Annotated in this window: 20 protein-coding genes, 1 pseudogene and 1 riboswitch; of the genes and pseudogenes, 9 read left to right on the forward strand and 12 right to left on the reverse strand. The window is 71.3% G+C overall.

Annotation, left to right across the window (positions count from 1 at the left end; all coding sequences use genetic code 11):
• Positions 1-202: 202 nt before the first annotated feature.
• Positions 203-1861, reverse strand: a complete 1659-nt coding sequence (locus F1721_RS24335) for an AMP-binding protein (protein WP_150069107.1) — start codon at positions 1859-1861, stop codon at positions 203-205.
• Positions 1862-2259: 398 nt separating this feature from the next.
• Between F1721_RS24335 and F1721_RS24340 the strand changes: the two genes are divergently transcribed.
• The 3 genes from F1721_RS24340 to F1721_RS24350 all read left to right on the forward strand — a co-directional run bounded on the left by F1721_RS24340 (position 2260) and on the right by F1721_RS24350 (position 3908).
• Complete coding sequence (locus tag F1721_RS24340; protein ID WP_150069108.1) at positions 2260-3048, forward strand: PhzF family phenazine biosynthesis protein; 789 nt, start codon at positions 2260-2262, stop codon at positions 3046-3048.
• Between the two features lie 109 nt (positions 3049-3157).
• Positions 3158-3559, forward strand: coding sequence for a YccF domain-containing protein (locus F1721_RS24345; protein ID WP_211840602.1), 402 nt, complete (start codon positions 3158-3160; stop codon positions 3557-3559).
• 79 nt (positions 3560-3638) lie between these two features.
• Positions 3639-3908, forward strand: coding sequence for a hypothetical protein (locus F1721_RS24350; protein WP_246155280.1), 270 nt, complete (start codon positions 3639-3641; stop codon positions 3906-3908).
• A gap of 33 nt (positions 3909-3941) precedes the next feature.
• Here F1721_RS24350 and F1721_RS24355 read toward each other — a convergent pair whose 3' ends face one another.
• The 6 genes and pseudogenes from F1721_RS24355 to F1721_RS24375 form a co-directional block, all read right to left on the reverse strand.
• Complete coding sequence (locus F1721_RS24355) at positions 3942-4706, reverse strand: HAD-IIA family hydrolase (protein WP_211840619.1); 765 nt, start codon at positions 4704-4706, stop codon at positions 3942-3944.
• A 26-nt stretch (positions 4707-4732) separates the two neighbouring features.
• Positions 4733-5299 carry a TOBE domain-containing protein gene (locus F1721_RS35675; protein WP_425474418.1) on the reverse strand — a complete coding sequence of 189 codons (567 nt, stop codon included), beginning with the start codon at positions 5297-5299 and terminating at the stop codon, positions 4733-4735.
• 39 nt (positions 5300-5338) lie between these two features.
• A pseudogene (locus F1721_RS35680) lies at positions 5339-5761 on the reverse strand (ATP-binding cassette domain-containing protein); the annotation flags it as partial.
• A 56-nt stretch (positions 5762-5817) separates the two neighbouring features.
• Positions 5818-6609 carry an ABC transporter permease gene (locus tag F1721_RS24365; protein WP_150069111.1) on the reverse strand — a complete coding sequence of 264 codons (792 nt, stop codon included), beginning with the start codon at positions 6607-6609 and terminating at the stop codon, positions 5818-5820.
• A gap of 65 nt (positions 6610-6674) precedes the next feature.
• Positions 6675-7421: a molybdate ABC transporter substrate-binding protein gene (modA, locus tag F1721_RS24370; RefSeq protein WP_211840603.1), complete on the reverse strand. Its 747-nt coding sequence runs from the start codon at positions 7419-7421 to the stop codon at positions 6675-6677.
• Positions 7418-7819: a TOBE domain-containing protein gene (locus F1721_RS24375; RefSeq protein WP_150069112.1), complete on the reverse strand. Its 402-nt coding sequence runs from the start codon at positions 7817-7819 to the stop codon at positions 7418-7420. The genes modA and F1721_RS24375 overlap by 4 nt, the downstream gene beginning before the upstream one ends.
• A gap of 184 nt (positions 7820-8003) precedes the next feature.
• On the opposite strand from F1721_RS24375, the gene moaA reads away from it, so the two are divergent.
• From moaA to F1721_RS24390, 3 genes are all read left to right on the forward strand, one after another.
• A complete protein-coding gene (gene moaA / locus F1721_RS24380; RefSeq protein WP_211840604.1) occupies positions 8004-9062 on the forward strand; it encodes a GTP 3',8-cyclase MoaA in 1059 nt (352 codons plus the stop codon).
• 4 nt (positions 9063-9066) lie between these two features.
• Positions 9067-9348: a MoaD/ThiS family protein gene (locus F1721_RS24385; RefSeq protein ID WP_150069113.1), complete on the forward strand. Its 282-nt coding sequence runs from the start codon at positions 9067-9069 to the stop codon at positions 9346-9348.
• Between the two features lie 572 nt (positions 9349-9920).
• A riboswitch (cyclic di-AMP (ydaO/yuaA leader) is annotated at positions 9921-10066 on the forward strand.
• Position 10067: 1 nt separating this feature from the next.
• The gene (locus F1721_RS24390; protein WP_150069114.1) at positions 10068-10688 is read left to right on the forward strand and encodes a transglycosylase family protein; all 621 of its coding nucleotides are present in this window, start codon (positions 10068-10070) and stop codon (positions 10686-10688) included.
• A 581-nt stretch (positions 10689-11269) separates the two neighbouring features.
• On the opposite strand, the gene F1721_RS24395 is transcribed toward F1721_RS24390, so the two are convergent.
• Complete coding sequence (locus F1721_RS24395; RefSeq protein WP_150069115.1) at positions 11270-12088, reverse strand: SDR family NAD(P)-dependent oxidoreductase; 819 nt, start codon at positions 12086-12088, stop codon at positions 11270-11272.
• Between the two features lie 110 nt (positions 12089-12198).
• On the opposite strand from F1721_RS24395, the gene F1721_RS24400 reads away from it, so the two are divergent.
• A complete protein-coding gene (locus F1721_RS24400) occupies positions 12199-12795 on the forward strand; it encodes a TetR/AcrR family transcriptional regulator (protein WP_211840605.1) in 597 nt (198 codons plus the stop codon).
• A gap of 51 nt (positions 12796-12846) precedes the next feature.
• Here the strand turns inward: F1721_RS24400 and F1721_RS24405 are convergent, their stop codons facing one another.
• The gene (locus tag F1721_RS24405) at positions 12847-13761 is read right to left on the reverse strand and encodes a molybdenum cofactor biosynthesis protein MoaE (RefSeq protein WP_150069116.1); all 915 of its coding nucleotides are present in this window, start codon (positions 13759-13761) and stop codon (positions 12847-12849) included.
• A gap of 195 nt (positions 13762-13956) precedes the next feature.
• A complete protein-coding gene (gene moaC / locus F1721_RS24410; RefSeq protein WP_150069117.1) occupies positions 13957-14436 on the reverse strand; it encodes a cyclic pyranopterin monophosphate synthase MoaC in 480 nt (159 codons plus the stop codon).
• 88 nt (positions 14437-14524) lie between these two features.
• Between moaC and F1721_RS35685 the strand changes: the two genes are divergently transcribed.
• Positions 14525-14977, forward strand: coding sequence for a YunG family protein (locus F1721_RS35685; RefSeq protein WP_150069118.1), 453 nt, complete (start codon positions 14525-14527; stop codon positions 14975-14977).
• A 61-nt stretch (positions 14978-15038) separates the two neighbouring features.
• Here F1721_RS35685 and F1721_RS24420 read toward each other — a convergent pair whose 3' ends face one another.
• On the reverse strand, positions 15039-16493 hold the full coding sequence (locus tag F1721_RS24420; RefSeq protein WP_150069119.1) for an NAD-dependent malic enzyme: 1455 nt from the start codon (positions 16491-16493) through the stop codon (positions 15039-15041).
• A 213-nt stretch (positions 16494-16706) separates the two neighbouring features.
• Positions 16707-16907, reverse strand: a complete 201-nt coding sequence (locus tag F1721_RS24425) for a hypothetical protein (RefSeq protein ID WP_211840607.1) — start codon at positions 16905-16907, stop codon at positions 16707-16709.
• Positions 16908-17034: 127 nt separating this feature from the next.
• Between F1721_RS24425 and F1721_RS24430 the strand changes: the two genes are divergently transcribed.
• Positions 17035-19287, forward strand: coding sequence for a helicase-associated domain-containing protein (locus F1721_RS24430; protein WP_150069120.1), 2253 nt, complete (start codon positions 17035-17037; stop codon positions 19285-19287).
• The last annotated feature ends 15 nt before the right edge of the window (positions 19288-19302 follow it).

Below are 19302 nucleotides of genomic sequence, written 5' to 3' on the forward strand. Positions count from 1 at the left end.
CAACTCGCACCGCCGCGGGTTCTCAGCGTTCGCCTGGCGAGGACGGCCCTGACGCCGTGTATTGGTCATACATCAGTCAGGGCACCCACAGCCAGGCGGGCGCTGAGGTTCCGCCACCCGCACCGCCGCGCAGAACGAGGTTGGAAAAACCTCATTGAAATCGCGGGTTCCCGGACCCGGGTCGGACGGGTCCGGGGTGCCCTCAGCCGAGGTCGAGGAGTTCCTTGGCGATCTCGCGCATCTCGACCTTGCGGATCTTGCCGGTGACCGTCATCGGGAACTCGCTCACCACGTGCACGTAGCGGGGGATCTTGTAGTGCGCCAGCTTGCCGGTGCAGAACTCCCGCAGCGCCTCGGCGGTCAGCTCCTCCGCACCCTCCCGAAGCCGGACCCAGGCCATCAGCTCCTCGCCGTAGCGCGCGTCCGGAACCCCGATGACCTGCGCGTCCACCACGTCGGGGTGGGTGTAGAGGAACTCCTCGATCTCGCGCGGGTAGATGTTCTCGCCGCCGCGGATGACCATGTCCTTGATCCGCCCGGTGATGCTGACGTAGCCGTCGGCGTCCATCACCGCCAGGTCGCCGGTGTGCATCCAGCGGGCCGCGTCGATGACCTCGGCGGTGCGGTCCGGCTGCTCCCAGTAGCCCAGCATCACCGAGTACCCGCGGGTGCACAGCTCGCCCGGGGTGCCGCGCGGCACCGTCAGCCCGGTCGCCGGGTCGACGACCTTGACCTCCAGGTGCGGACCGACCCGCCCCACGGTGGACACCCGGCGCTCCAGCGAGTCGTCCGCGCGGGTCTGCGTGGACACCGGCGAGGTCTCGGTCATGCCGTAGCAGATCGACACCTCCCGCATCCCCATCCGGTCGATGACCTGCTTCATCACCTCCACCGGGCACGGCGATCCGGCCATGATCCCGGTGCGCAGCGAGGACAGGTCGAAGCTGTCGAAATCCGGGTGCTCCAGCTCGGCGATGAACATGGTGGGCACCCCGTACAGCGAGGTGCACCGCTCGGCGGCCACCGCGGACAGCGCCGCGACCGGGTCGAAGCCCTCCGCCGGGATCACCATCGCCGCCCCGTGGCTGGTGCAGGCCAGGTTGCCCATCACCATGCCGAAGCAGTGGTAGAACGGCGGCACGATCGCCACCCGGTCGACCTCGGTGTAGCCGCACAGCTCACCGACGAAGAACCCGTTGTTCAGGATGTTGTGGTGCGACAGCGTCGCGCCCTTGGGGAACCCGGTGGTGCCCGAGGTGTACTGGATGTTGATCGGGTCGTCGGCGGACAGCTCGACCGCGGCCAGCCGCTGCGGGTCCGCGGTGGCCCCGGCCAGCCGCTCCCACTCCGGATCGCCCAGGAACACCACCTGCTCCAGGGCGGCGCACTTCGGCCGCACCTGCTCGACGATCTCGACGTAGTCGGAGGACTTGAACGACTTCGCCGAGACCAGCATCCGGATCCCGGCCTGGTTGAGCACGTACTCCAGCTCGTGCGCCCGGTAGGCGGGGTTGATGTTGACCAGGATCGCGCCGATCTTCGCGGTCGCGTACTGGATCAGCGTCCACTCGGCGCGGTTCGGCGACCAGATCCCGACCCGGTCGCCCTTGCCGATCCCGGCGTCGAGCAGGCCGACGGCCAGCGCGTCCACGTCGGCCACGAACTCCCGGTAGGTCCAGCGGCGCCCGGTGGCGCACTCCACCAGGGCGTCCCGCTCCGGGAACCGGGCGGCGAGCCGATCGAGGTTCGCCCCGATCGTCTCCCCCAGCAGCGGCACGTCCGACACACCCGAGTCGTAGCTGAGCTGGACGGCATCCACGGTGACTACCTCCCCGACGAACACGTGAGACGGATCACCCATCTTGTCCCGTCCACCACCCCCGGGCCACCCCCGAACGCGGGTACGAACCGCGGCTCCGACGCGATTTCAATGGAAATCAGACCTCCGATTTCCATTGAAATCGCATCCTGCCCGTGGACCGCAGCCGCGAAGGGCGAACTGCACCGATCGGCGAGGGCCGCATGCGCCGCCAGGCGCATAACCCACCCTCGCAACTCGCACCGCCGCGGGTTCTCAGCGTTCGCCTGGCGAGGACGGCCCTGACGCCGTGTATCGGTCATACATAAGTCAGGGACCCCGGAGTCCAGGCGGGCGCTGAGGTTCCGCCACCCGCACCGCCACCCAGAACGAGGTTGGAAAAACCTCAGTGAAATCGCATCCGCGGGCGGCAGGTCCCCGGGTCCTCGTAGGGTTCGGGGGTGCGTGCTTTCGTCGTGGACGCCTTCACCGACACCGCCTTCGCCGGGAACCCCGCCGGGGTCGTGCTGCTGGACTCCCCCGCCGATCCCGCGTGGATGCAGTCGGTGGCCGCCGAGCTGCGGCACTCCGAGACCGCGTTCGTCGTGGTCGGCGGCCCGCCGGACGAGCCGAAGCCGCTGCGCTGGTTCACCCCGACCACCGAGGTCCCGCTGTGCGGGCACGCGACCCTGGCGACCGCGCACGTGCTCGGCGGCGACCAGCGGTTCGACACCCGCAGCGGCGTGCTGACCTGCACCGCGCTGCCCGACGGCTGGATCGGGATGGACTTCCCCGCCGACCGGGCCGAGCCGGTGGAGCCGCCCGAGGCGATCGCCGCCGGACTCCCCGGCATCACCGTCGAGGCGACCGCTCAGGCCGCCACGAAGGTGCTCGTGCTGGCCGCCTCGGCTGCCGAGGTCCGCGCGGTGCGGCCGGACTTCACGGCGCTGGCCACCGTCCCGTCCCGCGGCGTGATCGTCACGGCTCCCGGCGACAGGCCGGGCGTCGACTTCGTCAGCCGGGTGTTCTCCCCGCAGGTCGGCATCCAGGAGGACCCGGTGACCGGCTCCGCGCACTGCACGCTGGCGACGTGGTGGGCGGAGCGGCTCCACCGCGATCCGCGGAACTCCGACTTCGTCGGCGAGCAGGCCTCCGCCCGCGGCGGCACCGTCCGCATGGCCCTGCGCGGCGACCGCGTCGGCCTCCGCGGCCGAGCCGTCACCGTCCTCAGCGGCGACCTCCTGGTCTGATGGTCGTGAGTGGCAAAACCGGCTGGAGCCGGTCTTGCCACTCACGACCACCCGCGCCCTCCGGGGTTCCCCTGATTCGCTCCGCGCCGGGAACTGGCACGGTGGGGGCATGCGCTTGTTGCTGAACGTCATCTGGCTGGTGTTCGGGGGCCTGCTGATGGCCCTGGGGTACGCCTTCGCCGGGATCCTGCTGGCCATCACGATCATCGGCATCCCGTTCGCGATCGCCTCGTTCCGGATGGCGAACTTCGCGCTGTGGCCCTTCGGCCGACGGCTGGTGGACGAGCCGTCCTCGGGCGCGATGGCGGGCATCGGCAACATCCTGTGGCTGGTGCTCGCCGGGTGGTGGCTGGCGCTCGGCCACATCCTCACGGGCATCGCGCAGTGCATCACGATCATCGGCATCCCGCTGGGCATCGCCAACTTCAAGCTGGTCCCGGTCTCGCTGATGCCGCTCGGCAAGCGGATCGTGGACGCTGACGACCCGTACGCGTTCATGCGCAGCAGGTGACTTTCGGCACATCGGCGTACGAGGAGCTGCTCCAGGTGCCTCTCTCCAACGTCAGCCCAACGCCGATTTGGGGGTGCCCGTGATCACCGAACTTGAGCTGGAGCGAATCGCAGCAGCCATCGAGCGAGCCTTCCGGCACCCCGGGACGGCGGACTGGCCCGCCGTCGAGCGCCTGCGCCTGCACGCCGACCTGCTCGACCGGCTGGCCGCCGCCCAGCGCCACTGGTCCGGTTCGCTGAGCCGCCGCGCCGAGCTGGTGCGCGACGCGGCCGAGCGGATGGCCGACGAGCTCAACCGCGTCACCAGCGCGATCGCCGTCGACCTCCCGCACCAGACCGCCACCCGGTGAGTGCGCAGGCGGGCTGCGCACTCACCGCGGTGGTCACGAGCTGAACGGGTCCAGGACGTTGTCGACCAGCTCGGCGACGGAGTTGACCACCTTCGTCGGGCGGTACGGGAACAGCTCGGCGGTGCTCTCGTCGGAGATCCCGGATAGCACCAGGATCGTCTTGAGCCCCGACTCCAGGCCCGACCGCACGTCGGTGTCCATCCGGTCGCCGATCATCAGCGTGTTCTCCGAGTGCACCCGCAGGTGCCGCAGCGCGGAGCGCATCATCAGCGGGTTCGGCTTGCCCACGTAGTACGGCGCGCGCCCGGTGACCCGCTCGATCAGCGCGGCGACCGCGCCGGTGGCCGGAAGCGTGCCCTCGCGGCTCGGGCCCTTCTCGTCCGGGTTCGTGGCGATGAACCGCGCCCCGCCCTCGACCAGCCGGATCGCCTTGGTGATCGCCTCGAAGCTGTAGGTGCGGGTCTCGCCGAGGATGACGTAGTCCGGGTCGCGGTCGGTGAGCACGTAGCCGATGTTGTGCAGCGCCGTGGTCAGCCCGGACTCGCCGACCACGTAGGCCGAGCCGCCCGGGCGCTGGTTCTCCAGGAACTGCGCGGTGGCCAGCGCCGAGGTCCAGATCGCCTCCTCCGGGACGTCCAGCCCGGTGCGCAGCAGCCGGGCCCGCAGGTCGCGCGGGGTGTAGATCGAGTTGTTGGTGAAGACCATGAACGGGACGTCGTTCTCCCGCAGCGCCGCCAGCAGGGCGTCCGCGCCGGGCACCATGTGCTCCTCGTGCACGAGCACGCCGTCCATGTCCATCAGGTAGGTCCAGGGGGATGGCTCAGTCACGCCCCAGATGATCCTCCGGATAGCGGGTGGATTGCTACCTCAGCGGCCTTGACCGCGAACCACACCTCGTCGTCGGTGGTCAGCCGCAGGTCGGCGACGGCCGCCGGGGTGATGTCCGCGGCCAGCGAGCAGTCCCGCACCACGCCGCGCACCCGCACGACGTCGCCGCGCGGCTCCAGCCCGGCCAGCCGCACCGGGAGCGCGTTGCGCGGGCTGCCGCCCGGCGGCTCGCGGTGCACCGCCACCGCGGCGGGCGCGAACACCGCCGCGGCCGGTTCCCCCTGGTCCACGTCCTCCGCGACCCGGCCGCTGAGCACGGTATCGCCGAACTCGACCCCGCCGTCCCGCGCCACCCCGGGCACCAGGTTGAGCCCGGCGACCCGCGCGGTGAACGGTTCCTTCGGCCGGGACAGCACTTCGCGGGTCGGCCCCTGCTCGACGATGCAGCCGTCGAGCAGCACCACCAGCCGGTCGGCGAGCACGACCGCGTCCAGCACGTCGTGGGTGACCAGCACGGTCGGCTTGTCCTGACGCCTGAGGACCTGGTGCAGCAGGCCGCGCATCGCCGGGGCGGCGTCCACGTCGAGCGCGGCCAGCGGCTCGTCGAGCAGCAGCAGCTTCGGGTCGGCCGCCAGGGCGCGGGCCAGCGCGACGCGCTGCGCCTGGCCGCCGGAGAGCTGCCCGGGGCGCCGGCCGGCGAGCTCGGCGACGTCCACTTCGGACAGCCAGTGCGCGGCGATCTCCCGCGCCTCAGCCTTGCCGACCCCGGCCGCGCGCGGACCGAAGGCCACGTTCTCCAGCGCCGTGAGGTTCGGGAACAGCAGCGGGTTCTGGGCGAGCAGCCCGACACCCCGGCGGTGCGTCGGCACCGCGATCCCGCGCTCGGTGTCCAGCCACGGCACGCCGTCCAGCTCGACCCGCCCCCGGTCCGGCACCAGCTGCCCGGCCAGCACCGACAGCAGGGTCGACTTGCCCGCCCCGTTCGGCCCGAGCACCGCCAGCACCTCGCCGGGCGCGACCGCCAGCTCGGCGCGCAGCGCGAACTCCGCCCGGCGGAGCTCGACGTCGGTCCGCAACCCGCTCACAGCCGTCCCTCCACCGCCTTGGGCCGGGCCACCACGATCACCACGAGGGCCACCACCACCAGCAGCAACGACATCGCCACCGCAGCGTCCACATCGGACTGCGCGGTGGTGTAGATGGCCAGCGGCAGGGTCCGGGTGGTGCCCTGCAAGCTACCGGCGAAGGTGATCGTCGCGCCGAACTCGCCCAACGCGCGCGCGAAGGTCAGCACGAGGCTCGACCCGAGCGCGGGCAGCAGCAGCGGCACGGTCACCCGCCGGAAGGTCAACCACGGCCCGGCGCCCAGCGTCGCGGCGACCTGCTCGTACTTCCCGCCCGCCGTGCGCAGCGCGCCCTCCAGCCCGACGACCAGGAACGGCATCGCGACGAACGTCTGGGCCAGCACCACGGCCGTCGTGGTGTACGGCAGGCGGATGCCCACGACGTCGAGCAGCTGCCCGAGAGGTCCGGTGCGGCCGAGCAGGTAGAGCAGGGCCAGCCCGCCGACCACCGGCGGCAGGACCAGCGGCAGCAGCACGAAGGCGCGCAGCACGCGCAGTCCGCGCATCCGGGATCTCGCCAGCACCAGCGCGAGCGGGCCGCCGAGCAGCAGCGACAGGCCGGTGGAGATGAGGCCGGTGACCACCGACAGCCGGAGCGCGTCGAGCGCGGCCGGGCTGAGCAGGAGTCCCGGCAGCTCGGCCGGGTCCACCCTGGTCAGCAGCCCGAGGACGGGCAGCACGACGAGCGCCAGCGCCAGCACCGCGGGCACCCACAGCACCACCGGGACCTGGGTCGAGTGCGATTTCAATGGAAATCGGCGACGTGATTTCCATTGAAATCGAGTCTTCGAATTCAATGGAAGTTGCGGCGGAGTCACGGGGTTCCGAAGCCGTGCGCGGCGAGGATCTCGCGGCCGACGGGACCGCGCGCGAACTCGACGAACTGGGCCGCCAGCTCCGGCTCGGGGGCGCCGTTGACGGTCGCGATCGGATAGCTGTTGACCGCCTGCTGCGCCTCCGGGAAGTCGACCACCTGGACCCGATCCCCGGCAGCCTTCGCGTCGGTGACGTACACCAGCCCGGCGTCGGCCTCGCCCGCGACGACCTTCTGCAGCACCGACTTGACGTCGTTCTCCTCGCTGACCGGCTCGACCTGCACCCCGGCCGCCTGCGTCACCTTCTTCGTCGCCGAACCGCACGGCACCTGCGGCGCGCACACCACGACGGCGCGGTCGCCGGACAGGTCGGCCAGCGAGGTGATCTTCGCCGGGTTGCCGGGCGGGACCACGATCGTCAGCTGGTTGGTGGCGAAGGTCTGCGGCCCGCCGACGAGGTCGCGCACCTTGTCCATGTTCTTCTCGTCCGCCGAGGCGAAGACGTCCGCCGGTCGCCCCTGCTCGATCTGCTCGGCCAGCGTCGACGAGCCCTGGTAGTCGAACTGCACCCGCACGTCCGGGTGCTCGGCGGTGAACCGGGCGCCCAGCTCGTCGAAGGACTCGGTCAGCGACGCCGCGGCCAGCACGGTCAGCGTGCGCTGCTGCTCGGACCCGGCCTGCCCGCACCCGGCGAGCAGCACCAGCGCCAGCACCGCCCCGGCGATCATCTTGAGCTTCGACATCATGCCTCTCCCGGCGTCTCCACCACGACGTTGGTCGACTTGACCACCGCCACCGCCAACACCCCCGGCCGCAGCCCGAGCTCGCGGACCGCCTCGGTGCTCATCAGCGACACCACCCGGTGCGGCCCGCACTGCATCTCCACCTGGGACATCACCCGGTCCGAGACCACCTCGGTGACCAGCCCGACCAGCCGGTTGCGGGCCGAGCGGCCGACGCCGGACGGGTCGGGCGTGGAGCGCGCCTGGTCGCGGGCGAACTCGGCGAGCTCGGCGCCGTCCACGACGAGCCGCCCGGAGGCGTCCCGCTGCGCGCGCAGCTGCCCGCCGTCGACCCACCGGCGCACCGTGTCGTCGCTGACGCCGAGCAGCCCGGCGGCCTCGGCGATCCGATATTGCGGCACGCCGAGGACGATACTTCCGCAACTGCGGCACGATCCAGGGTGGACCGACCGCGAATCCGGATCGTTAACCGGCTTCGTGCGTTCCTCCTACCCGGAATCCCGCAGCGCAGGAGGCCATCGGCTGTTCCGCACAAATGCCTTCCCGCGATCGAAATTCGTCGGTCCGGCGGGTTAGGGTCGTGGGGTGACCGCGGTGGACCTGGGAATCCCGTTCGTGCGCCGCACGATCGACACGTCCGCACGGCCGGACACCCCGCAGCTGGTGGACCGGTTCGGGCGGATCGCCACCGATCTGCGCGTGTCCCTCATCGACAAGTGCAACCTGCGCTGCACCTACTGCATGCCCGCCGAGGGCCTGCCCTGGCTCAAGCGCGCCGAGCTGCTCGACACCGCCGAGATGAACCGGCTGATCCGCATCGCCGTGGAGGAGCTCGGGGTGACCGCGGTCCGCTTCACCGGCGGCGAACCGCTGCTGCGGCAGGACCTGGTGGACATCATCGGCGCCACCGCCGCGCTGTCCGGCAGCCCGAAGACCTCGCTGACCACCAACGGGATCAACCTCGGCGACTACGCCGAACCGCTGGTCCGCGCCGGGCTGAACCGGGTCAACGTCTCGCTGGACACCCTCGACCGCGACGTCTTCAAGCGGCTGACCAGGCGCGACCGGCTGGACGACGTGCTCGCCGGGCTGGCCGCGGCCAAGCGGATGCGGCTGGAGCCGGTCAAGGTCAACGCGGTGCTGATGCGCGGGATCAACGACCACGAGGCCGCCGACCTGCTGCGCTACTGCATCGAGCACGGCTACCAGCTGCGGTTCATCGAGCAGATGCCGCTGGACGCGCAGCACGAGTGGGACCGCTCGCAGATGATCACCGCCGAGGAGATCCTGGACCGGCTCAGCGCCGAGTTCAGCCTCAGCCCGGACGTCGCCGAGCGCGGCTCCGCACCGGCCGAGCGCTGGCTGGTCGACGGCGGGCCCGCCACCGTGGGCGTGATCGCGTCGGTCACCCGGCCGTTCTGCGCGGCCTGCGACCGCACCCGGCTGACCGCGGACGGCCAGCTCCGCTCGTGCCTGTTCTCCACCACGGAGACGGACCTGCGGGGGCCGATGCGCGCCGGCGCCGACGACGCGGAACTGGTCCGGCTCTGGCAGGGCACCATGTGGGCCAAGGCCGCCGGGCACGGCATGGACTCGGGCGAGTTCGCGCAGCCGTCCCGGCCGATGAGCGCTATCGGAGGGTGAGCCGATGACGGCGGTGCCGGACCAGGTCGACACGGTTGCGGTGCAGGTGCGGTACTTCGCGGGCGCGCGCGCCGCTGCCGGGGTCCCGGAGGAGACGGTGCGCCTGGCGACACCGGTGACCGTCTCGGACGTCATCGCGGCGGTGCTGGACCTGCACGACGAGGGGCTGGCGAAGGTGCTTCCCGCCTGCAGCTTCCTGCTCGACGGCGTGGCCGTCCGGGACCGCCGGGCCGAGGTGCCCGCCGAGGCCACGCTGGACGTCCTGCCGCCGTTCGCGGGCGGCTGAACCGCGAGGACCGGGCACCTTATTACTGCGCACGCGTGCGGGCGCGCGCGTGCGCGAATACAACATTCCCCGGCGTGTCGTACATGCCCTTTCAGGTGACATTTCGGTCTCGACGACGGCCATGTCGATCTTGACTTCGGAACCGCGTCCTTCGACAGCCTTAAGGGCTCCTGATCCGGCGACGCAGATCGCTACCCTCCGCGCCGATGCGAACCTTGTTCGTGATCGGCCTCGCACGCCCGCGCACGCCTGCCCGAGGCGTGACACCACCCCTCCGGGTGGCGCGAACTAGTGCGACGGGGGTTGCCGGAGGGGAGCAATGTGGTGACCCACGCCTCACCGACGGTGATCGATCTCGACAAGGAAACGACTTGATAACAACGCTCTGATCAGCAAAAACACCTCGGATCGGAGCACCCGCCCCACTTGTTACGTGACCAGCGTCACATGGGCGAAGATTTGGGATCTCCCCGTTGGTTACGTAGTGTCGCTCCTCGGTCGGCCCCGAACCGATCAGCAAAGAGCGGGAAGCCCGCAGCGCCGAACCCTGTCCGGCGGGCTTCCGACCCCCGAAACGAGAAACACCGGACAGGGGCGGGGGACCCAACCACCGGGCTCCCCGAAGCCCTAGGGGTGAAGCCGGTTCCCCCGAGCCGGCCGGGCTGCCTCTCAGCCCGAACCCGACAGCTCACCTCGCAGGCGCGGCAGGAGAGAGGATCATGGCTCGCTACAAGGGCAAGCACCGCAAGCCTTCGAATACCAGCCGCACCGTTGCTCGCGTCGCCGTCGCCGGCGCGGTGGTCGCGTCCCCGATCGCGATCGCCCCGATGGCCAACGCCGCCGACTGGGACACCCTCGCGCAGTGCGAGAGCAGCGGTAACTGGAGCATCAACACCGGCAACGGCTACTACGGCGGGCTGCAGTTCAGCCAGTCCACCTGGGCCGCCTTCGGTGGTACCCAGTACGCCAGCAGCGCCCACCAGGCGACCCGCGAGCAGCAGATCGCGGTGGCCGAGAAGGTCCTCGCCGCGCAGGGCCCCAACGCGTGGCCGGGCTGCACGTCGAAGACCAACTGGGCCAGCGGCACCACCAAGACGAGCACCAAGGTGACCCAGAAGAAGGTCACCAGCAAGACCGAGACCAAGACCCAGACCAAGAAGACCACCCCGAAGCCGCAGGTGAAGACCGGCGGCGGGGACTACACGGTCCAGCTGGGCGACACGCTGAGCAAGATCGGCGAGAAGTTCGGCGTCAGCTACCAGCAGATCGCCGAGCGCAACTCGAGCATCATCAGCGACCCGAACCTGATCTTCCCGGGCCAGCAGCTCGACATCAAGTGATCTGGTCGACCGGCTGAGCCGGTCGGCGAGGAGTACGTGTCGTACCCCCGACACGGCACGTGCTCCACTCCTCTCGGAGCCCCCACCGCAAGCCCCCAGCGGTGGGGGCTCCGTTTTTTGTGGGTTTCCAGTGGTTGGTTCGCGTGGCGGTGCGGGTAGCGGAACCTCAGCGCCCGCCTGGACTGCGGGTGCCCGGCTTTATGTATGCCAATACACGGCAGCCGGGCCGTCCTCGCCAGGCGAACGCTGAGAACCCGCGGCGGTGCAAGCTGCGAGGGTGGGCTATGCGCCTGGCGGCGCATGCGACGACCTTCCGATCGGTGCCGGTCGCCCGTCGCGGTCGCTGTCCACCGCCGAAAGCGGCTTCGCCGCTTGCCTGACGACGGCCGATTTATCGACTTCCCCTCACCGCTTTTCCTCGCCTTGCGGCTGCCGGTTCTGACGGTGGTCGACTCATGCGCTCACCTCACCGCCTCTGCTTTGGTTGTGGGGATTGTTTTGGCAGGTCATGGTCCCCGCGCAGGCTGAACCGTGGCTTCGGCCGTGCGATCGGGGGTGGGGGCGGGCTTTTGGTTTCGGGGTTACTCGGCTTTTCTGCTGAGGGGTTCCCACTTGGCCAGTTCTTCGGTCAGGGATCGGTTCATCTCGGCGACCATGTCGTAGGCCGCGCTGCCGAGGATCAGGCGCTTCGGGGGTTCCGGCATGTTCACCACCTCCAGGACCACTTCGGCCGCCTTCGCCGGGTCGAAGTCCTCCGACTCCGTCCACAGGGTTTGCAGCCACTCGCGCAGCGGGGCGTAGGCCTCGTGCTCTTCTGTCGTGGTCAGGCCTCGGGTGAACAGGTCGGTGCGGTAGCCGCCCGGGCCGAGGATGGTCACCTTGATGCCGAAGCGCTCCACCTCCATCGCTAGCGCTTCGCTCATCGAGTCGAGGGCCGCCTTGCCCGCTCCGTAGAGCCCCGCCGCCGCGAAGCCGCCGAACGGGCCCATCGACGAGACCGCGAGGATGTGGCCCGATCCCTGCGCTCGCAGGTGGGGCACCACCGCCTGGCTGACCCACAGCGCGCCGAAGAAGTTGGTGTCCAGGTGCGCGCGGGCCTGCTCCTCGGTGACCTCCTCGATCATGCCGAGGAAGGAGCCCCCGGCGTTGTTGACCACGACGTCCAGCCGCCCGAACGCGGCCACCGCCCGCTCGACGCCCGCGAAGACCGCAGCGCGGTCGGAGACGTCCAGGGGGAAGGCGACCAGGCCGCCGCCGCTGGTCGCGACCAGCTCGTCCAGCGGCGCGACGTCACGAGCGATGCCGACGACCTGATCGCCTGCCGCCAGGGCCGCTTCGGTGAACGCCCGGCCGAGTCCGCGGGCGGCGCCGGTGATGAACCAGGTGCGGGGTTCTCGCATGCAGTGCCTCCTATCGAGACGAGACGGTCCGTCTCGTTCTGAGGGCCAGCATGCGCCGAGCCCCACGGCTTGTCAAGACGGAACGTCTCGTTTCGGGTTAGGCTGGTCGCGTGCCACCGGAGAAGCGCCCCAACAGCACCCGCCGCAGCGAGCGGTCGAGGCTGGCGATCCTGACCGCAGCGCGCGAGCTGGTCAGCGAGGTCGGCTACGCCAAGCTGACGATCGAGGCGATCGCGGCCCGGGCCGGGGTCGGCAAGCAGACGATCTACCGCTGGTGGCCCTCGAAGGGCGCGGTCGTCTTCGACTCGATCCTCGCCCTGAGCGAGGGCGAGCGCGGCATCGAGCTGCCCGACACCGGCGATCTCGAAGCCGACCTCAAGACCGTGCTGCGCGCGACCGCGGCCGAGTTCGCCGATGCCGAGTTCGAAGCGCCGATCCGGGCGCTGCAGACCGAGATCATCAACGACCCGGACCTGGCGGCGATCTACCGGGAGAAGATGGAAGCGCCGATGCGCGAGGCGAAGAAGCAGCGCCTGCGCAGCGCGCAGCGCGCGGGCCAGCTCGACGCCGACGCAGACCTGGACCTCGTCCTGGACTTCCTCTACGCGCCGTTGACCCAGCGCTGGCTGGAGCGCTCGCGCCCGCTCGACGACGCCTTCGCCGACGCCCTGGTGGAAGCCACGCTCCGCGCCTTCCGCCCGGCGTGATCGGTCGTGAGTGCGTAACGGTGTTCGAACACCGTTACGCACTCACGACCATCAGGGGCAGTTCACCCATTCCTCGGCGCCGTCGTCGAAGACCTGGCGCTTCCAGATCGGCAACCGCCGCTTGACCTCGTCCACCAGCTCCGAGCACGCCGTGAAGGCCTGCTTGCGGTGCTCGGCCGCCACCGCGCAGCCCAACGCCACGTCACCGATCTTCAGCAGGCCGATGCGGTGCGACACGGCAACCGCGCGCACCCCTTCGAACCGCGCCGCGATGTCCTGCGCGACCTCGGCGATCACCTCGGACGCGCTGGGGTGGCCGGTGTACTCCAGCTCCCGCACCCCGCGACCGCCGTCGTGATCGCGCACCACCCCGCCGAAGGTCACCACCGCGCCCGCCGCGCGGTGCTCCACCGAGCGGGCCAGCTCGTCGACGTCGATCACCTGCTCCGTCACGTCGGCGCGCAGGACGTCCGCCGCCGCCCGGTTCGGCGCCGCGTGGTCACCGCCGTGCAGCTGGTCGACGGCGTGCTCCAGCACTCCGTCCAGCACGCCCAAGCCGTCCTTGACCCCGCCGCGCGAGCCCGGCAGGTTCACGATCAACGTCCGGCCGCTGACCCCGGCCAGACCCCTGGACAGCACCGCGGTCGGCACCTGCGGCAGCCCCGCGGAGCGGATCGCCTCGGCCAGGCCGGGGATCGGGTAGTCCAGCACCGCCGCGGTGACCTCGGGGGTGCGGTCGCTCGGGTTGATCCCGGTGCCACCGGTGGTGATCACCACGTCGGCGCCGTCGGCGACCGCGCGGCGCAGCTCCTCCCCCACCGGGTCGCCGTCGGGCACCACGACGGGGTCGGGCACCTCGTACCCGCGGCCGCGCAGCCAGTCGACGATCACCGGCCCGGTGCGGTCCGGGTAGACCCCGGCCGCGGCGCGGTTGGACGCGGCGATCACCCGCGCTGTCCTCGTCATGGAGACCTCCTGTGTGTTGCGCGCACCCGCCGACCGGCCGCCGCAGGGGCCATCCTGCGCGACCCGCCGACACGGCCTCAAGCCCGTCCCCCAGGTTGCAGTTTCAATTGAAACTTCGAATCTCCGCGCGGGGGAACTGCAGTTTCAGTTGAAACTGCGGTCCGACCTGCCGAGGACGGCGGAGCGGAGGCGGGGTCAGGACTCGCGGGTCCAGGTGCCGGTCTTGCCGCCCTCCTTGCGCTCGACGCGGACCGCGTCGAGGACCGCGCCGGGGTCGACGGCCTTGATCATGTCGTGCAGGGTGAGCCCGGCGCCCGCCACCGCGGTGAGGGCCTCCATCTCCACCCCGGTCCGGTCGGTGGTCTTGACCGTCGCGGTGATCCGCACCTCGGACTCGCCCAGCTCCAGCTCGACCTTGGCGCCGGAGATGGCGATCGGGTGGCACAGCGGGATCAGGTCGGGCGTCCGCTTCGCGGCCATGATGCCCGCGATGCGGGCGGTGGCGATCGCATCGCCCTTCGGCAGCCCGTCGCGGCGCAGCAGGGCGATCACCTCGGCCGTCGTCCGCACCACCCCGGTGGCGACGGCCCGGCGGGCGGTGGCCTCCTTCTCGGACACGTCGACCATCCGGGCAGCACCGGTCTCGTCGACGTGCGTGAGCTCTTCCTGCGCCATGCCCCCGAGCCTAGAACCCACACCGGAGAAGACGTGACCGGCACCGTTCAGCGCCTCGCGATTCGGCCGCCGATCTCGTGCCGTCCGCGTGGAACGCCCCCATGTCGGTGGATGCTGTGATGCTTCCGACACGACCCCGTGGGACCTGATCACCCTCGACAAGGCTCTGCGCGCCAGTTGGGCCGCGGACACCTGCTCGCCGGACGACCTCGAACGCGCCGGATGGCAGCCCAGCAATCCGGCGTGGGGCCACTGCGACATCACGGCCTTGATCGTGAACGACGTCTTCGGCGGCGATCTGATGGTCGGCGAAGTTCACCTGGACGGCGAACAGCACGGGTTCCACTGCTGGAATCGGCTGCCCTCCGGCGTTGAACTCGACCTGACGCGCGAGCAGTTCCAGCGCGGCCAGACCATCACCGCGGCCCGCGCCCTCACCCGCCCGCCGGGACGCCTGCGCCGCTGGGAGGAATACCTGCTCCTGCGCGAGCGCGTCATCCAACGCCTCGGCCACCTCCCCGAGCCCGCAGGCGGGGAGTAGCCGCCGCGAACGAGCGAGGGGCACCCGCGAGCCGCGGATGCCCCTCCACCTCCGGCACCGATCAGAAGTCGATGTCCTCGGCCATGCTCCACGGCAGGGAGGAGCCGCCCGCGGAGGAAGGCTCACCGGCCTTGGCCGCCAGCGCCGCCTTCTTGACCGCCTCGGCGACCGCCGGGGACACCGCCGAGTCGAACACGCTCGGCACGATGAACGACGCGTTCAGCCGCTCGCCGTCCACCACGTCGGCGATCGCGTTGGACGCCGCGATCATCATGTCGTCGGTGATCTGGTGCGCGTGCGCGTCCAGCAGACCGCGGAAGACGCCCGGGAACGCCAGCACGTTGTTGATCTGGTTCGGGTAGTCGCTGCGGCCGGTCGCCACGATCTTGGCGTGCTTCTGCGCCTCGAGCGGGTCGATCTCCGGGTCCGGGTTGGCCAGCGCGAAGACGATCGAGTCGGTGTTCATCGACGCCACGTCGTCGGCGGTCAGCAGGTTCGGCGCCGAGACGCCGATGAACACGTCCGCGCCGCGCACCGCGTCGGAGAGGGTGCCGGTGCGGCCGTCCTTGTTGGTGCCCGCGGCGATGGACCGCAGGTTCGGGTCGGTGTCGCCGCGTCCGGTGTGGACGATGCCGTCGATGTCCACCGCGATGATGTCGGCCGGTTTCTTGTGCTGCAGCAGGCGGATGATCGCCGAACCGGCCGCGCCCACGCCGCACACCACGATGCGGCAGTCGGCGATGTCCTTCTCCACCACGCGCAGGGCGTTGCGCAGCGCGCCGAGCACCACGATCGCGGTGCCGTGCTGGTCGTCGTGGAAGACCGGGATGTTCAGCTTCTCCCGCAGCCGGGCCTCGATCTCGAAGCAGCGCGGGGCCGCGATGTCCTCCAGGTTGATGCCGCCGTAGACCGGGGCGATCAGCTCGACGGCGCGGATGATCTCCTCGGTGTCCTGGGTGTCCAGGCACACCGGCCAGGCGTTGACGCCGGCGAACTTCTTGAACAGCGCCGCCTTGCCCTCCATCACCGGCAGCGCCGCCTCCGGCCCGATGTTGCCCAGGCCGAGCACCGCGGAGCCGTCGGTGACCACCGCGACCGCGTTGCGCTTGACGGTGAGGCGGCGGGCGTCCTCCGGGTTCTCCGCGATGGCGGTGCACACCCGGGCGACGCCGGGGGTGTAGGCGCGGGACAGGTCGTCGCGGTTGTTCAGCGCGACCCGGGAGTTGACCTCGATCTTGCCGCCGAGGTGGACCAGGAACGTCCGGTCGGAGATCTTGCGGACCCGGACGCCGGGCAGCCCGCCGAGCACCTCGGCGAGGTCGTTGGCGTGATCGGCCGACCGCGCGTTGCAGGTGATGTCGACGACGATGCGGTCGGCGTGCGACTCGACCACGTCGAACGCGGTGATGACCCCGCCCGCGCGACCGATCGCGCTGGTCAGATCGCCCGCGGCGGTCGTCGACGGCGGAGCCTCGACGCGCACGGTGATCGAGTAACCCGGACCTGGAACCGGCATGGCACACCCCTGTCGAGCGGTACGGCTATGGACTTTGTCGGGTGCCGTTCTCCGGCGGCCCGCCGACCGCCGGAGTGGATCGCTCATCCGGGATGCAAGCCCTGCTGGCCTGCTAAGCGACCGGAACTTCACCCAGCACGAAAAATCCTAAAACTTTCCCAGGTGTGAGCGACGTCCGGTCCGGTTACCGATGGGTTCCCCTTGACAACCGGGTCACTTGTTGATGCGCGTGACCGGGTGGACGTACGGCACGGCGTCCTGCTCGAGCGGGAAGGTGGTGCTGCCGAACGGCGATTCCGCGCCCTGCTTGTCGGCCCAGAACTCGCTCACCGCGTGCCCGTCGGTGACCTGCGGCCACGTCGGGTCGATGCGGTCCTTCTTGGTCTTGCCGGCCACGTCGTCCTCCTGGTGCATTCCGGCTATCGGACGAGTCCAGTTTGCCGGATGCAGTGGTCAACCTCATCCAAGGGTGTTGAGGACAACTGGTCGCGCCCTGGTGAAGGGGGTCGGCGGCGGTCGTCCGCTCGGTATCGTGAGGGGGATGTCTTCGCTTGCGGATTGGCTGCGGGAACGCGGTGACGAGGCCCTCGTGGCGCTGCTGCGCGCTCGCCCCGACCTCGCGACCCCGCCGCCCGCGGACACCTCGGTGCTGGCCACGCGCGTCGGGGTGCGCTCCTCGGTGGCGCGGGCCTGCGAAGACCTGGACTCGTTCGCCCTGTCCGCGCTGGAAGCGCTGGTGCTGCTGGACGCCGACCTCGCGCCGGTCCCGCTGGAGGCGGTCGCCGAGCTGCTGGGCGGCGGGATCACCCCGCAGCAAGCGCGGCGGGCCGTCGAGCGGTTGCGCGACCTGGCGCTGGCCTGGGGCGAGGACGACGAGCTGTCCACCGCGCCCGCGGTGCGCGAGGTGCTGCCGAACTTCCCGGCCGGGCTCGGCCGCCGGGCGGAGGACCTGACCGAGGACGCCGCGAAGTCCGCGCTGGCCGAGCTGGACGAGGAGGAGCGGCGGCTGGTCGGCAAGCTCGCCGCTGGCTCGCCGATCGGCCGCACCAAGGACGCCGCCAAGAACGTCCCGCTCGCGCAGGCGGCGAACCCGGTGCAGCGCCTGCTGGCCAAGGGGCTCCTGCTGCGCCGCGACGCGGAGACCGTCGAACTCCCCCGCCAGCTCGCGCTCGCCGTGCGCGGGGAGCACCCGATGGGCGAGGTCGAGCCGGACGAACCGATCCCGGACCTGACCGGGACCGACCGGTCCGCGGTGGACAGCACCGGCGGCGGCGAGGTGCTGGAGCTGCTGCGGCACGTCGAGGAGCTGCTCAACGCCTGGGGCGAGGACCCGCCGGACGTGCTGCGCTCCGGCGGCGTCGGGGTGCGCGAGCTGCGGCGCACCGCCAAGGCCATCGACGTCGACGAGGACCGGCTCGGGCTGCTGGTGGAGCTCGCCGTCGCGGCCAACCTCATCGCCAACAGCGAGGCCGCCGAGCCGCAGTGGGTGCCCACCTACCAGTCCGACACCTGGCTGGCCTCCCCGCCCGAGCAGCGCTGGGCCGCGCTCGCCCAGGCCTGGCTCGACCTGCCGCGGCTGCCCGGCCTGATCGGCGCCCGCGACGAGAAGGACCGCCTGCTCGGCCCGCTGTCCGAGGACCTCCGCCGCCCGCTCGCCCCGAAGGACCGCCGCCGCGTCCTGGACTACCTGGACGAACTGCCCGGCGGCCACGGCGCGCGGCCGGACGACGTGGCCGCCGTGCTGGCCTGGCGCGCCCCGCGCCGCGGCGGTCGGCTGCGCGACGACCTGGTGCGCTGGACCCTCGCCGAGGCGACCGCGCTCGGCGTCGTGGCGCTGCACGCGCTGACCAGCGCCGGGCGCGCGCTGCTCGCCGACGGAGCCGCCGAAGCGGCCCGCGTGCTCGCCGACGCGCTGCCCGAACCGCTGGACCACGTGCTGGTGCAGGCCGACCTGACGGTGGTCGCGCCGGGCCGCCTCGAACCGGACCTGGCGAACGAGATGAAGCTCGTCGCCGACGTCGAATCCGCGGGCAGCGCCACGGTCTACCGGATCAGCGACAGCAGCATCCGCCGCGCCCTGGACGCCGGGCACACCGCCGACGACCTGCACGCGCTGTTCCGCACCCGCTCCCGCACCCCGATCCCGCAGTCGCTGACCTACCTGATCGACGACGTCGCCCGCCGCCACGGCCGCCTCCGCGCGGGCACCGCGGCGGCCTTCCTGCGCTGCGACGACCCGCTGCTGCTGGCCGAGATCATGGCCAAACCGGCGGCCGAGGAGCTCGAACTCCGCCGCATCGCGCCGACGGTCCTGGTCAGCCCGCTCCCCCTGGCCGACGTGGTGGAAACCCTCCGGGCGGCGGGCTTCACCCCGGTGGCCGAAGGCCCCGACGGCAACGTCCTGGACCTCCGGGAGACCGGCCGCCGGGTGCGCGGCAAGAGCCGCCCGGCGCAGCCGGCGGCGATCGCGCGCCCCAACCGGGAGCAGCTCGCGGAGCTCGTGGCGCAGCTGCGCGCGGGCGACCGCGCGGGAGCGGCGCGGCGCGGCAGCGCCGTGAGCCCGGAGCGAGGACGGCCGAGCGCGGAGGCGACGCTGCAGCTGCTGCGCGACGCGGCGCGGCAGCGCCGGAGCGTGTGGCTGGGCTTCGTGGACACGAACGGGATCCGGAGCGAGCGCGTGGTCCGCCCGGTGAGCGTCGGCGGCGGGGTCCTGCAGGGCGTGGACACGACGAGCGACGAGCTCGGCCACTACCCGCTGCACCGCATCATGACCGTCGCCCTCGTCGAGGACTGACCAACACTTTGCCGT

The sequence above is a fragment of the Saccharopolyspora hirsuta genome (assembly GCF_008630535.1).
In the GTDB taxonomy this organism is placed as follows: Bacteria; Actinomycetota; Actinomycetes; order Mycobacteriales; family Pseudonocardiaceae; genus Saccharopolyspora; species Saccharopolyspora hirsuta.